Source organism: Priestia megaterium (assembly GCF_009497655.1).
Classification (GTDB): domain Bacteria; phylum Bacillota; class Bacilli; order Bacillales; family Bacillaceae_H; genus Priestia; species Priestia zanthoxyli.
The window spans coordinates 635,087-649,229 of the sequence record NZ_CP023317.1 but is presented as its reverse complement, the minus strand read 5'-3'; the positions used below and the strand labels follow the sequence as shown (position 1 = coordinate 649,229).

The following is a 14,143-nucleotide window of genomic DNA, read 5'->3' as shown; positions in this document are numbered from 1 at the left end:
ATACAAACATATTCAAAAAAATTTGTATTATGAAGTAATTTTTGTTTGGCTAAATGCTTCTTCAATGATATGAATCGCTTGGTCTAACTCTTCTTTTGTTACAGTTAAAGGCGGCAGCAATCGTACTACATGCGGTCCTGCTCCCAGTGCTAGCAATCCTTTTTCACGCATTGCTGCAAGCAATGCCGACTGATGTTCTCCGCATTCAATTCCAATCATAAAACCTTTTCCGCGAACATCTTTTACAAATGAATAATCTGCTACGCTATTTTTCAAAGCGTTGGTAAAATAAAGGCTTTTTTCTGCAACCTCTGCTAAAAATGCTTCGTTAAAAATAATGTTTAAAGTTGCTTTAGCTGAAGCTAATGCAATTGGATTTCCTCCAAAGGTTGTTCCGTGAGTACCAGGTCCAAACGCTTCTTTGAGATAGCCTTTTCCAATCATCGCACCAACCGGCATTCCGCTTCCTAACCCTTTAGCTGCTGTAATAATATCTGGTGACACATTAAAATGCTGATAGGCAAATGGTTTTCCTGTTCTGCCGATTCCAGTTTGCACTTCATCGACTATAAACAGTGCTTCGTGCTTTTTACACAGCTCTTGAATAGTTAATAAAAATGCTTCGGTTCCTGGAACAACTCCGCCTTCTCCTTGAATGACTTCAACCATAATTGCTGCTACGCTGTCGTCCATTTCCTGTTTTAATGCTTCTTCATCATTGTATGGCACGTAAACAAACTCATTAACAAGAGGACCGAAGCCATCATGAATTTTTGCCTGCCCTGTAGCTGTCATGGTAGCAAATGTACGTCCATGAAATGATTTTGTAAAGGTAATGATTTTATGTTTTTGCGTGTACTTGCGCGCTAATTTAATCGCCGCTTCGTTGGCTTCTGCACCGCTGTTACAGAAGAATACTGCATCACCGTTTGAATGTTCCACAAGCTTACCTGCTACATCTTCTTGAATCGATTGATGAAATAAATTTGACACGTGCCACACTTTATTTAACTGCTCTTCGATCGCTTTTTGAACATCAGGATGACGATGGCCTACGTTACAGACAGCGATACCTGAAATAAAATCTAAATACTCATTTCCTTTGTTATCTATTAATTTTGTTCCTTGCGCCTCTTCCACATGGATATCAAACCGTTGATATGTTGGAAACAATGAACTCATCGCTATCTTCTCCACCTTTTCCACTATATTTAATTGCTGTACCAATCAGCTTTCCTTCCTTATCTAAAAATCCATCAGTTCCGCTAATAATATGAACTTCTTCAAGTAAAGGAGATAACGCATTTACCGCTGATGTCACTTTTGGAATCATTCCGCCGTAAATTACTTTTTCTTCAATAAGTGCATCAATCTCTGACTTTGTAAGTTCAGGAAGCAATGCTCCATCCTTTAATACACCTTTTACATCCGTCACAAACATCAGCTTTTCAGCATTTACTGCTTGTGCAACGGCTCCGGCTGCCACGTCAGCATTAATATTATAGCTATTACCTTCTTCATCGGCTCCAATGGAAGAAATAACCGGAATGTACTGACTGTCAGTTAGTTGTTTTAATAATGTATCGTTTACGCCTTTTACTTCTCCAACGTAACCTAGACGTTCAACATCGATAGCCTCTGCTTTAAGCAAAGATCCATCAATTCCTGATAGTCCTACTGCTTTTAAGTTCGCTTTTTGTAGTTCTTTTACAAGATGCTTATTAACTTTGCCTGCTAATACCATCGTCACAACTTCTAATGCTTCTTTGGACGTTTTTCGAAGCCCATCTACAAATTCCGTTTCAATGTGAAGCTTGGTAAGCGTATCTTGAATATCAGGCCCGCCTCCGTGCACAACAATGATCTGATATCCACTCGCTTTTAACTGCTGAATACTTTCAAAAAAAGCGCTTGTTAACTGATTGATAATGCTGCCTCCGCATTTTACAACGACGATTTTTTCACTGCTCATTTCACTCTCTCCTTACGTTCGATAACTGGCGTTGATTTTCACATAATCGTAAGTCAAATCGCAGCCCCACGCCTTGCCAATTCCATTTCCCTGCTGCAAGTCAACATAGACTTCAACCGTATCATTTTCTAAATAAGCTTTTGCTTCTTCTTCACTAAATGAAACAGGCTGGCTGTTTTTTAGCATTTGGATATCACCTAACGAAACGTTCACTGCTTCTGGATTAAGCGCTACGCCGCTGTAGCCAACTGAACAAATAATTCGTCCCCAATTGGCATCGGCTCCATACATGGCCGTTTTCACTAAGTTCGAGCCTACAATTTGTTTAGCAATCACATTTGCCTCTTCGTTTGTATGAGCACCAGATACGTTTACTTCAATTAGTTTTGTTGCTCCTTCACCGTCGCGTGCAATTTGTTTGGCTAAATCTTCACACGTCAAGCGCAGTGCTTCATAAAATGACGTCCATTCAGGATGATCTGGTGTAAGCGACTGGTGATCAGCTTTTCCATTTGCTAAAACAACAACCATATCATTCGTAGACGTATCACCATCTACTGTAATTTGATTAAAGCTTTTATTTGTAATAGAACCCAGCGCATCTTGTAGTACTGAAGCTTCAACCTTAGCATCCGTTGTGATAAAGCTAAGCATCGTAGCCATATTCGGGTGAATCATACCTGATCCTTTCGCTGTGCCGCCAATCGTAACCGTTTTGCCGTCAATGGCTGTTTGATAGCAAGCTGACTTCATTACGGTATCTGTTGTTAAAATAGCCGTTTGAAATTCTTCTGCTTTTTCTTTGTTCGACGAAGGACTTAATAACCCAATGCCCTTCACGATTTTTTCCATATCTAGAAGCTCTCCAATTACCCCTGTAGAAGCTACCGCTACATGATGAGGTAGAATATTAAGCTTTTCTGCACATGTATTTCGCATTTGGTATGCATCTTTTAATCCTTGTTCTCCAGTACATGCATTTGCACATGCGCTGTTCACAACGATCGCTTGCAGCTTCTGCTCTACTGCTACACTTTCTTTTGTAACAGCTAAAGGCGCTGCTTGGAAGGCATTAAGCGTGTAAACAGCTGCGCAATTAGCTGGCACATCACTTACAATAACTCCTAAATCTTTTTTAGCATAACGTAAACCAGCGTGAACGCCATCTGCTGAAAAACCTAGCGGCGTTACAATTGTACCGTTCTCTATTTTCTTTATCTTTTCTTTCGTTTGTTTAACTGTAATCACTATACGTTCCCTCCTGCTTTTATCGTGATTAGTGATGCTGTGCTTTTATGGGAAGACAGGCAGTAGTCCAATACCCGTTTGCTGTTCAAATCCCATCATGATATTGGCATTTTGAATGGCCTGACCGGCTGCCCCTTTAACTAAGTTATCAATGACAGAAACAATCGTGACACGCTTTGTTCGTTCGTCAAATGCAATACCAATATCGCAATAATTTGATGCACTTACTTCTTTAGTAGACGGAAATTCACCAGCTTTTCGAACGCGAACGAATGGGGAGTTTTGATATGTATCTACATATAGCTGATGAAGCTCTTGTACTGAGCTCTCTTCAGAAAGTTCAGCGTATATCGTACTCATAATCCCTCGCGTCATTGGAACTAAGTGCGTACTGAACGTAACATGGCCAATTTCCTCATCCCACTTTTCTAAAACAGATTCAATTTCTGGGATATGCTGATGCTGATTAACTTTGTATATTTTCATATTTTCATTGATTTCAGCATAATGAGCCATTTGCGAAAGACCACGTCCTGCTCCTGAAATTCCGGACTTTGCATCAATGATAATAGAGTTTGAGTTCACCATTTGTTTACTAACGAGAGGAGCTAGCCCAAGCAGTGTAGCTGTTGGATAACAACCCGGGTTCGCAACGAACGTACTGCTTTCAACTTCTTCTGCAAACCATTCCGCTAACCCATACACGGACTGTTGTAAAAACGCTTCGGCTGCAGCAGGCTTTTTGTACCACTTTTCATAAAGAGCTTCTGTTTTTAATCTAAAATCTCCAGATAAATCTACCACTTTTATTCCTTCTTCTATTAATTGAGGTACAAGTTTGCTAGAAACACCGGACGGAGTTGCTGTAAACACTAAGTCTAATTCTTTGGCCATGTTCTTAGGGTTTATATCTTGCAGTGTATATACAGTATTAGAAAGGTGAGGATAAACTTCTGCTAGTTCCATCCCATCCTGAGAGGATGAATAAACTGCATAAACATGAAAATGCGGGTGATTCGCTAACAAACGAATCAGTTCTACTCCTCCATACCCTGTTGCTCCAACAATTCCTACCTTGTATTCTTTCATTTTAAAACTCCTTTTTCCACGTATCTATTTGAATTATTTATCATTATAATACCGTATAAAAATAAAATCAAATGAATATTTAAAAAAACCAACACTTTATTCTATATTTTTAAACATTTTTATTTATTCATAAGTTTTTATTTTTATAACTATCTTTCTATTTTTGTTTAGAAATTGTTCACAGATAGTTTTGGAAAACACTGGTTGTTTTTGTGTATAATAAGAGTATCGATAAAAATCATCCGTATGACATTTCTTCATACGGCTAGTGGACGTACAGGATATACAGACTGTTCTAACTTAATAGATTAATAAGTAACAGTCGCAAAAATTTTGAGTAAAAGGTGATAACATGATGAACATCACAACGGATTCTTTTTCAAATGAGCTGCAGCAATTTTTTATGGACTTTGATCATAAAATTTCGTTTAAAAAAGGTGACTTTCTCTTTCAAGAAGGTTCACCTTCAACTCATTTATTTTTTATTACTTCTGGAGCTGTACAAGTAAGTAAAGTGACGCCGGAAGGACGCGAACTGACGCTTCAGCTGGCAAGTTCAGGAGACTTAATCGGGGAAGTTATGCTGTTTTGCGGATCTACTCCCCATATGCTTCAAGCAAAAGCCATTGAACCTTGTACAGCGATCAGCATTCAAAAACGGGTGTTAGAAAACGAACTAGCACAATACCCTGCTCTTTCCATGGAGTACATGAAGTGGATGGGACTTCAAATTAAGCGAATGCAGACAAAGTTTAGAGACTTAATTCTAAATGGAAAAAAAGGAGCTCTCTATTCTACTCTGATTCGCATGTCCAATAGTTTTGGGATAATGAAGCCAAATGGTATTTTATTAAACGTAACGTTGACAAATCAAGAGATCGCTAATCTATGCGGGACATCCCGAGAAGTGGTCAATCGTATGCTCGCTGAGTTGCGAAAAAATGAAGTAATCTCAATGACAGATGGAAAAATTATCATTCATAAGCTCTCTTTTTTAAAGAAAGAAATAGACTGTGAAGACTGCCCTGTGGAATTGTGCAGAATTGAATAAGAAAAAAAGCCATCGTTGATGGCTTTTTTTCTTATTGAACACCTAATGCAATTTTAGCGTAGCGCGTCATGCGATCTTTATCCCATGGCGGGTTAAATGTGATATTCACTTCTACATTTTCTACTTCTTCAAGAGAAATTAATTGTTTTTTCACTTGTTCGCCAATCACACCCGCTAGCGGGCACCCAATAGAAGTTAACGTCATCGTCACGATAACCGTGTTGTTTTCTTCCATTTCCACCCCGTAAACTAAGCCTAAATTTACGATATCAACGCCAAGCTCTGGATCAATTACTTCTTCTAGTGATTCCATGATTTTATCTTCTAACTGTTTATCCATATTCATTCTCCTTTCTTTTACTTCCGTAATTATCTTCACGTATTAAATATACCCTTAAACAATTTATCGTAAGCAATCAATAACTATGTCTTACACCGTAACAAGACAACTTTTGCATGTCAATCGTTCTGCTTTGCTCATAAGGAAAAGTTGTGTAAAATATGGGAATACAAGCATGAATATTAGTAGAATTCAATATAATCGTATAACTACTTCAATTTAAAAGGAGCCCTATATGAGAAACGATCAACACTTAATCGCCTTAGATCTGGATGGAACATTGTTAACGAATGAAAAAACCATTTCACCTAAAACAAAACGGGTATTAGAAAAAGCCAAACAAGACGGACATATTGTAATGATTGCAACTGGAAGACCTTATCGTTCCAGTGCTATGTATTACAGCGAATTAGATTTATCCACGCCTATCGTAAACTTTAACGGAGCGCTTGTCCATCATCCCCTTCAGCCTGATTTTGGCACGCATCACGAACCTTTAAATCGCCGAACTGTTCATGACATTGTGACAGCTATGCAAGACTATCGCATCAACAATATCATGGCAGAAGTACAAGATGATGTGTATCTTCATTTTGAAGATCGAAAATTAATGGATGTACTCAGCCTAGGGGATCCTAAATTACAAACGGGTGATTTGCGTCATACGCTGCAGCACGATCCAACGTCTATTTTAATTCACGCAGATGAAGAACATGTACAAGATATACGCTCTCACCTTTCAGATGTTCATGCAGAAGTACTAGAACATAGACGCTGGGGAGCACCTTGGCATGTCGTTGAAATTGTAAAAAAAGGACTTAATAAAGCTGTAGGTCTTGAGCGCGTAGCTAATCATTATCAAATTCCTCGCGAACGAATTATTGCGTTTGGAGATGAAGACAATGATTTTGAAATGATTAAATTTGCAGGACACGGTATCGCCATGGAAAATGGTATTAGCGAATTAAAGCAGCTAGCGCGTGAAGTAACAAAATCTAATGAAAATGATGGTATTGCTTATTATTTGGAAAAAACGTTAAATTTATAACTTAGCTTTTTTTGAAAAGCAAGGTAAATTTTTATCGCTATCATTTTTTTTATTTAGCACACACTATAACCGACACTTCTTAAGGTGTCGGTTTTATTTATATTACGAGGAGGAATTTATGATGGGCAGAGGCAATCGATCAAAACGTTTTGTGAAACAAGGTGCAGACGCAGTTCAAAAACATGATGAACGAATTCCTTATCATATGACTATGGCGGAGGCAGAAGCATTTCAAGCTCACCAGCGCCAAACTCCTCATGGAGGACAGTAACTTATGAAAAATTCACTTTTTGGTCAAGTAAAAGATGCGATTCGAAACGCAGTATCCGGCCATTCAGAAGATCAGCTTCATCGTCAAAAGCATGGCAACGGTGAACTTGATATTTCAGAAGGCGTATTAAATAGTATTGCTTCTAACGCTTCTCCTGAGGAGCAAGAGCAGCTGAAGCAATTCCAAAACTCATTGCATCAAGCGTATGATACAGATGGAGAATCACATTCAAAAGAGAAAAGCGCAGACATTACGTCCGATACGCTGTCTCATATCGTTCAGAATGCTTCTTCCGAAGAGAAGGCACAGCTTGAACAGCTTCAAAGCACTTTAGAAGGCGGTCAGTCTCACGCTCACGGTGAAGCTCACACGTCCAGTGAAAGCGTGGCAGCTGATATATTGTCTCATGCACAGCAAAATGCTTCTCCTGAAGAAAAGAGCCAGCTTGAACAGCTTCAAAGCACTTTAGAAGGCGGTCAGTCTCACGCTCACGGTGAAGCTCACACGTCTAGTGAAAACGTGGCAGCTGATATGCTGTCTCATGCACAGCAAAGCGCTTCTCCTGAAGAACAAGCTCAGCTTCAACAGCTTCAGAATACATTGGGAGCTGCTGGTCAAAATCATCAAACGTCTCAGGCTCATACGTCTGCAGCTTCTGATGAAAACATTGCAGCTGATATGCTGTCTCATGCGCAGCAAAATGCTTCTCCTGAAGAACAAGCTCAGCTTCAAGAACTTTCTAATGACTTAAAAGGCACACATTAATAAAAAAGAGTCTAGGTAATGAATACCTGGACTCTTTTTAATCTTTGCGAAACAAACCAAAGATTCCCGTTGTTTGAACGATATTAGTAAATGCCTTAGGATCCACCTCTTTAATTACTCGTTCCAAGTCAAATAATTCATACCTAGTTAAAACAATCATTAGCATTTCTTTATCTTCGTTTGTGAAGCCTCCTTTAGCCGGTACCGCCGTAATCCCTCGCACGAGTTTGGCATGAATCGCCTTTCTTAGCTCCACTCCTTTTTTCGTTACGATCATTGCTGTGAGTTTGACATGACGCGTATGAATAACATCAATGACGCGAGTGGTCGTATAAAGCGTCACAAGCGTATAAAGTGACTTCTCAGCACCATATAAAAGACCTGCTAGCACAATAATAATTGCATTTAATATGAACATATAAGTGCCAATTGGTCGGTCTTTTACTCGGGACAAAATCAGGGCAATGATATCGAGCCCACCAGTTGAAGCTCCAAATTTTAACGTAATTCCTACCCCTACCGCTAAAATAACGCCTCCAAAAACTGCATTAAGGATGATGTCCTTAGAAAGTGCTTGAATAGGAATAATTCCAAGAAACAAAGTTGTTGCAGCAACGCTGATAAAACTGTAAACAGTAAATGACTTCCCCACTTTTTTCCACCCTAAAATAGTTACAGGAATATTTAACAACAACAGCAGCACTCCAGTGGAAATAGTAAAAGGAGTGTAATCTGTCACGATACTCGAAACAAGCTGTGCTACTCCCGTAAAGCCGCTCGAATATACATTAGCAGGTATCAAAAACAAGTTGAGCGCAAGCGCATTCAATAATGCTCCTACTAAGACGACTATCGCTTTTTTTGTTTCAAGCCACATATTCAAATGACCGACCTCCGCTTTTTAAAACTTCTTACTTCCTTATACCCATTTATAAAATGAATAAAGTCAGCATCTTTAAAATAGTTAGTACATATAGTATGTACGATTTGGCAGAATTAAAAAAACTTATTCAAAAATTGTATTTTCCTCCAAGTGCTTATACACTAATACTATGTCGTATATAACGCTTTTCAATGTTTATACATCAAACTCATTTCATATTTTATAAATGCAATTAGGAAGGTGACATTTATGTCAATTAAACTTTTAACCGATAGTGCAAGCGATTTGCCTTTATCCTTTTTTCAAGAAAATAACGTTGGCTTTTTACCGCTTCGCGTAAGCTTGGATAATCAAGAATTTTTAGATCTACAAACGATTGAACCAGCTTCTGTCTACGAAGCCATCCGTAAAGGCAAGATGCCGAAAACGTCTCAAGCGGCTCCAACTACTATGTATGAAGTCTTTGAGAACATAGCTAAATCAGGTGATTCGTGCATTTATTTAGCTTTTTCTTCGGAATTGTCCGGTACATATCAAACAGCAATGATGATTCGAGAAGAACTCCTAGAAAAGTATCCCGATTTCCAATTAGAAATAATCGATACGAAATGTGCATCTCTTGGCCAGGGAGTAGTTACTTATTATGCAGCACAATTATTACACCAAAACCTCTCGCTAGTAGAAATGACAGAAAAAATAAAGCAATACGCTCTGCATATGGAGCATATTTTTACGGTTGATGACTTGGATTTTCTTGCTCAAGGAGGCCGCGTGAGCAAAGCTTCTGCTTTTGTAGGAGGTCTGCTTAATATTAAGCCGCTGCTTCATGTGGAAGATGGAAAATTGATTCCAATCGAAAAAATCCGCGGCCGTAAAAAAGTATTTAAACGCATGCTTGACGTGATGGAAGAGCGAGGAAAAAATCTCTCTTCTCAAACCATTGGAATTAGCCATGGAGATGATTTAGAAACAGCTCTTCAGCTGAAAGAGATGATCCAAGAACGTTTTGGCACCAAACATTTTATTATTAATATTATTGGTGCAGCCATAGGTTCTCATTCTGGCCCAGGGACGATTGCAGTCTTCTTTTTGAACGAAACCATCGAATAATTTAAAGAGGTCAGGGCATTCTAAAGGTACGATCAAAAAGGGGTGTATCACAATGCCAAAAACGAGCGATAACGATAAAAAAGCAAAAGATAATAACGCAAAGCTTCACGAAAAGAATCTGCAAGCTAAGCACAACCGTGAGCTTGGAAAACATTCATTTTCTAAAAAAACTGATCACTTATAAAAAGAAGCCGCTGAATTTTCAGCGGCTTCTCCTTTTAGTTTTCTTCTTTTTTAAAATATGTCCATCCTTCTTCTTGATAAACTTTTCCTTCTTTCATCAGTTTACCAAGCGCACGTTTGAACGCAGCTTTACTCATATTAAAGCGCTCACGAATATCTTCTGGATAGCTTTTATCCCAAAATGGCATAACGCCACCGCGGCTTTCCATGTAATCGTATAGTACTTGTGCATCTTCATCCATGCTTTCTTGTTTGCGCGGAAGAAGCGATACGTTTAGCGTTCCATCTTCTTTTACATTAATGACGCGGCCAGTTACATGCGTACCAAGCTTCGGTTCTTTACGTCTTTCGCTTTCGTGAATAAATCCAACATATCCTTCATCTGTCATAATAAATGAACCTACGCGCAGGACGCGATAGATATATCCGCTCACTTCACGATTAAAAAGTTCAGGTGGAGCATCTAAAGCCATTGCTTTCATCACATCGTCTGTAGCAATTTTCCCGTACATCTTACCGCGCTTTGAAATCTTCATCGTACAGTAAACTTTGTTTCCAACTTCTGGCCACAGCTCTTCTAGCGCAGGTAAGTCTGTTGAACCAATTAACATATCTTTATTCATGCCGATATTTACAAACACGCCTAAACCCGGATTAACATCTACGACTTCAACCCACTCATAGACACCTTCTTCAACAAGGGGTAAGTGCATCGTTGCCGTTAAGCGATCATGCTGATCAAGGTATAGAAAAACTTCTACTTCTTCCCCTTCAGCAAGCTCTCTTGTTGTTTCATTTTTATGTAGCAAAATTTCTTCTTCGCCTTCTGCTAACATATAACCAATCGGCGTTTCCCGGTTTACTGTTAAATACGCTTTCATCCCAGCTTCTACATTCATCGTTCTATCCATCCTTTATATAAATTAGTAGTGATTGTTCCTTCACCACATACCTTCTCACTTTGCATCAAACAGCATTCTAAAGTTCAAATTAACTTAAATGCATACGTTTTGTTAAAAAGCTGCTTCTATAGCTTACAACAAAAAGCATAACTTGTATTGTATCAATTACCGGCTCTCTATTCAATATCAGTTGTATACAGTTTGTGTTTTATTTATAATAAAAGAACAAACTCTTTACATATGGAGGTTATTATGGCTAAAGATAGTTCATTTGACGTTGTGTCACAAGTTGATTTATCAGAGGTAACAAACGGCATTACCATGGCAACAAAAGAAATTAAAACCCGCTACGATTTTAAAGGCAGTAAAAGCGAAATCTCGCTTGAAAACGAAGAGCTTGTTCTTATTTCTGATGATGAATTTAAGCTTGAACAGTTAAAAGACGTGCTGATTTCTAAGCTCATCAAACGCGGCGTACCTACACGCAATATCTCCTACGGTAAAATTGAAAATGCTTCTGGAGGAACGGTTAGACAGCGCGCTAAGTTAATTCAAGGTATCGACAAAGACAACGCTAAAAAGCTAAATACAATTATTAAAAATACCGGTTTAAAAGTAAAAAGCCAAATTCAAGATGATCAGCTTCGCGTAAGCGGTAAAAATCGTGATGACCTGCAGCAAATTATTTCAGCTATTCGCAGCGCTGATTTACCTATTGACGTACAATTTATTAATTACCGCTAAAAATGGATGCCCCTGGCATTCATTTTTTCTTTCAAAGCCTTTTTTATCCGTTTAGGCTTATCCCTATGCATAGATACACTCTCTTAACAAATACTAGTATACGCTTACATACTCATATTAATTAAGGAGTGTATACTAATGAATCAAAATCAAAAACAAAACTTCCCTCCTCAGCATCAGCAAACTCAGCCAGGTATTGAGAAAGATATGCATCCAATCCCTACCTCTATCGCTCCAGACTATAAGGCAAGCGGAAAATTACAGAACAAAGTAGCCGTTATCACAGGAGGAGACAGCGGAATTGGGCGTTCTGTCGCTTACCATTATGCGAAAGAAGGTGCAAACGTTGTTGTAACCTATCTTAATGAACACGATGATGCAAATGAAACTAAAAAACAAGTTGAACGAATGGGAGCTTCTTGTTTGTTGCTTGCTGGTGACATAGGAGATGAACATTTTTGTCAAGAAGTCATCTCAAAGGCCATTCAGACTTTCGGAAAAATAGACATCTTAGTCAATAATGCAGCTGAACAGCACCCTCAAAAAAGTATTACGGATATCACGACTGAACAGCTTACCCGTACGTTTCAAACGAATATTTTTTCAATTTTCCATTTGACCAAAGCTGCATTGCCTCATTTAAAACAAGGAAGCGCTATTATTAATACAACGTCTGTGACAGCCTATCATGGGCATGACCAGCTGATTGACTACTCTTCAACCAAGGGTGCTATCGTGGCTTTCACACGTTCTTTGTCAGCTTCGCTCGCAACAAAAGGCATTCGTGTAAACGGCGTAGCTCCAGGACCCATCTGGACACCTCTTATTCCGTCTACGTTCGACGAACAGCAAGTTGCAACATTTGGGTCTAACACACCTATGAAACGAGCAGGACAGCCTTCTGAGCTCGGAGCGGCCTATGTATATTTGGCAAGCTCTGATTCTTCTTATATGTCCGGGCAAGTCCTTCACATTAATGGAGGATCCATTGTAAACGGATAACATTTCTCTTCGGTCATTCATTTATTTTTCTATGGAAACACTATCAGAATTCAGCTATTTTTGTTTAAATAGAGATATGAACACCGCTAAAGGAGAGTATTTGAATGACCGATACATTAAGCACTCTTAAACATATATATGAAACCATTTTAAATAAAGTCGATGCCGGTATCCATGCGGTCGATGAAACAGGAAAAACCATTATTTACAATGAAAAGATGACAAAGATGGAGCTGATGGATGAACAAGACGTTTTACATAAAAACTTGTTAGATGTGTTTATGTTCAAAGAAAATCAGCAAAGCACGCTTGTACAGGCGCTGCAAAAAGGAAAAGAAACGGTTAACGTCAAACAAACGTATTTCAACAATCAAGGACAAGAAATCACGACGATTAATAATACCTTCCCTATTTTAAAAAACGGTGTCATTCAAGGAGCGGTTGAAATTGCTCAAGACGTGACGAAACTAGAGCGTCTAATCCGGCAAAACATTAGGCAAAAAGGAAACACACGCTTTACGTTTGATAGCATCATCGGAAGCAGTCAAGCCGTTCACGATGTTATTGAAGACGCTAAGCGCGCCACTAGAACTCCTTCTTATGTCTTAATTATTGGAGAAACAGGCACGGGGAAAGAACTGTTTGCCCAAAGCATACATAATGGCAGCAGCCGCTCTTCCGCTCCTTTTATTTCACAAAACTGCGCTGCGCTACCGGATAATTTAATTGAAAGCCTTTTGTTCGGTACGAAACGCGGAGCTTTTACAGGTGCAATGGATAATCCTGGTCTTTTCGAACAAGCGCAAGGAGGCACATTACTGCTAGATGAAATCAACTCGTTGAATCCAAATCTGCAGGCTAAGCTTCTTCGAGTACTGCAAGAAAAAACCGTACGAAGAATTGGGGATACAGTAGACAAACCGGTGAACGTTCGAGTCATCGCGAACATGAATGAAGACCCAATCGATGCGATTGCAGAAAATCGATTACGTAAAGACTTATATTATCGACTTGGCGTCGTGACGCTTTTTATTCCTCCTCTTCGTGAACGAAAAGAAGATATTATTGAATTAACAAAGTTTTTCATCAAAAAATACAATGATTTGTTTCAGATGAATGTAAAAACCGTAGATCACCAAGTCATGTCTTCTTTTCTCTCTTATGACTGGCCAGGAAACGTACGGGAATTAGAACACATTATTGAAGGTGCAATGAACTTGGTGATGGATGAAGATGTTATTCACTATTCTCACCTTCCTTTTCAATACAGAACAAAGTTCCAGCTAAAGCAGCATGAACATTTTGAAGATAAAACAAGCGGTGAAGCACCCTCTTATCCAAGCGCTTTTCACCCTCCTCTTCCTTTAAAGGAACAGCTGTTAGCGTTCGAAGCAGAATGTATTAAACAAACGCTTGAACAACACAGCCACAACATCTCAAAAAGTGCTAAGATACTAGGGCTGACTAGACAAAGCTTGCAGTATCGTATGAAACGATTAGACATCCGCTCTAAATAAAAAAGAAGTGCACAGTGC

Annotated in this window: 16 protein-coding genes; 9 read left to right on the top strand and 7 right to left on the bottom strand. The window is 38.9% G+C overall.

Annotated elements, in window-relative coordinates; all coding sequences use genetic code 11:
• Window positions 1-27 precede the first annotated feature (27 nt).
• Genes CEQ83_RS03430 through argC form a run of 4 tightly spaced genes read right to left on the bottom strand, consistent with a single transcriptional unit; the run spans window position 28 to window position 4,309 of the window.
• Window positions 28-1,182 (bottom strand): acetylornithine transaminase, encoded by a 1,155-nt coding sequence (locus CEQ83_RS03430; protein ID WP_028412386.1) that lies wholly within the window; start codon window positions 1,180-1,182, stop codon window positions 28-30.
• Window positions 1,148-1,972: an acetylglutamate kinase gene (gene argB / locus CEQ83_RS03425; RefSeq protein ID WP_033578035.1), complete on the bottom strand. Its 825-nt coding sequence runs from the start codon at window positions 1,970-1,972 to the stop codon at window positions 1,148-1,150. The genes CEQ83_RS03430 and argB overlap by 35 nt, the downstream gene beginning before the upstream one ends.
• A gap of 12 nt (window positions 1,973-1,984) precedes the next feature.
• Window positions 1,985-3,220, bottom strand: coding sequence for a bifunctional ornithine acetyltransferase/N-acetylglutamate synthase (gene argJ / locus CEQ83_RS03420; protein WP_033578034.1), 1,236 nt, complete (start codon window positions 3,218-3,220; stop codon window positions 1,985-1,987).
• 45 nt (window positions 3,221-3,265) lie between these two features.
• On the bottom strand, window positions 3,266-4,309 hold the full coding sequence (gene argC / locus CEQ83_RS03415; RefSeq protein WP_098113544.1) for an N-acetyl-gamma-glutamyl-phosphate reductase: 1,044 nt from the start codon (window positions 4,307-4,309) through the stop codon (window positions 3,266-3,268).
• A gap of 352 nt (window positions 4,310-4,661) precedes the next feature.
• Here argC and CEQ83_RS03410 point away from each other — a divergent pair, with 352 nt between their 5' ends.
• Complete coding sequence (locus CEQ83_RS03410; RefSeq protein ID WP_028412390.1) at window positions 4,662-5,360, top strand: Crp/Fnr family transcriptional regulator; 699 nt, start codon at window positions 4,662-4,664, stop codon at window positions 5,358-5,360.
• A 31-nt stretch (window positions 5,361-5,391) separates the two neighbouring features.
• Here CEQ83_RS03410 and CEQ83_RS03405 read toward each other — a convergent pair whose 3' ends face one another.
• Window positions 5,392-5,700 (bottom strand): metal-sulfur cluster assembly factor, encoded by a 309-nt coding sequence (locus tag CEQ83_RS03405; RefSeq protein ID WP_013055384.1) that lies wholly within the window; start codon window positions 5,698-5,700, stop codon window positions 5,392-5,394.
• A 235-nt stretch (window positions 5,701-5,935) separates the two neighbouring features.
• On the opposite strand from CEQ83_RS03405, the gene CEQ83_RS03400 reads away from it, so the two are divergent.
• From CEQ83_RS03400 to CEQ83_RS03395, 3 genes are all read left to right on the top strand, one after another.
• Window positions 5,936-6,748, top strand: a complete 813-nt coding sequence (locus CEQ83_RS03400) for a Cof-type HAD-IIB family hydrolase (protein WP_028412391.1) — start codon at window positions 5,936-5,938, stop codon at window positions 6,746-6,748.
• 121 nt (window positions 6,749-6,869) lie between these two features.
• The gene (locus CEQ83_RS26910) at window positions 6,870-7,019 is read left to right on the top strand and encodes a hypothetical protein (RefSeq protein WP_162200718.1); all 150 of its coding nucleotides are present in this window, start codon (window positions 6,870-6,872) and stop codon (window positions 7,017-7,019) included.
• A gap of 3 nt (window positions 7,020-7,022) precedes the next feature.
• Window positions 7,023-7,784, top strand: a complete 762-nt coding sequence (locus CEQ83_RS03395) for a DUF3813 family protein (protein ID WP_028412392.1) — start codon at window positions 7,023-7,025, stop codon at window positions 7,782-7,784.
• A 37-nt stretch (window positions 7,785-7,821) separates the two neighbouring features.
• Here CEQ83_RS03395 and CEQ83_RS03390 read toward each other — a convergent pair whose 3' ends face one another.
• The gene (locus CEQ83_RS03390; RefSeq protein WP_025749916.1) at window positions 7,822-8,661 is read right to left on the bottom strand and encodes a YitT family protein; all 840 of its coding nucleotides are present in this window, start codon (window positions 8,659-8,661) and stop codon (window positions 7,822-7,824) included.
• A gap of 255 nt (window positions 8,662-8,916) precedes the next feature.
• Between CEQ83_RS03390 and CEQ83_RS03385 the strand changes: the two genes are divergently transcribed.
• Entirely contained in the window at window positions 8,917-9,777 is an 861-nt protein-coding gene (locus CEQ83_RS03385) for a DegV family protein (RefSeq protein WP_028412393.1), read from the top strand.
• A 52-nt stretch (window positions 9,778-9,829) separates the two neighbouring features.
• Window positions 9,830-9,961 (top strand): DUF3941 domain-containing protein, encoded by a 132-nt coding sequence (locus CEQ83_RS03380; protein ID WP_013055378.1) that lies wholly within the window; start codon window positions 9,830-9,832, stop codon window positions 9,959-9,961.
• A gap of 34 nt (window positions 9,962-9,995) precedes the next feature.
• On the opposite strand, the gene CEQ83_RS03375 is transcribed toward CEQ83_RS03380, so the two are convergent.
• Window positions 9,996-10,859, bottom strand: coding sequence for a CvfB family protein (locus CEQ83_RS03375; RefSeq protein WP_028412394.1), 864 nt, complete (start codon window positions 10,857-10,859; stop codon window positions 9,996-9,998).
• A gap of 255 nt (window positions 10,860-11,114) precedes the next feature.
• On the opposite strand from CEQ83_RS03375, the gene CEQ83_RS03370 reads away from it, so the two are divergent.
• From CEQ83_RS03370 to CEQ83_RS03360, 3 genes are all read left to right on the top strand, one after another.
• A complete protein-coding gene (locus tag CEQ83_RS03370) occupies window positions 11,115-11,606 on the top strand; it encodes a YajQ family cyclic di-GMP-binding protein (RefSeq protein ID WP_014461618.1) in 492 nt (163 codons plus the stop codon).
• 138 nt (window positions 11,607-11,744) lie between these two features.
• Window positions 11,745-12,608 carry an SDR family oxidoreductase gene (locus tag CEQ83_RS03365; protein WP_014461619.1) on the top strand — a complete coding sequence of 288 codons (864 nt, stop codon included), beginning with the start codon at window positions 11,745-11,747 and terminating at the stop codon, window positions 12,606-12,608.
• A gap of 104 nt (window positions 12,609-12,712) precedes the next feature.
• On the top strand, window positions 12,713-14,125 hold the full coding sequence (locus CEQ83_RS03360; RefSeq protein ID WP_098113545.1) for a sigma-54 interaction domain-containing protein: 1,413 nt from the start codon (window positions 12,713-12,715) through the stop codon (window positions 14,123-14,125).
• Window positions 14,126-14,143: the final 18 nt, after the last annotated feature.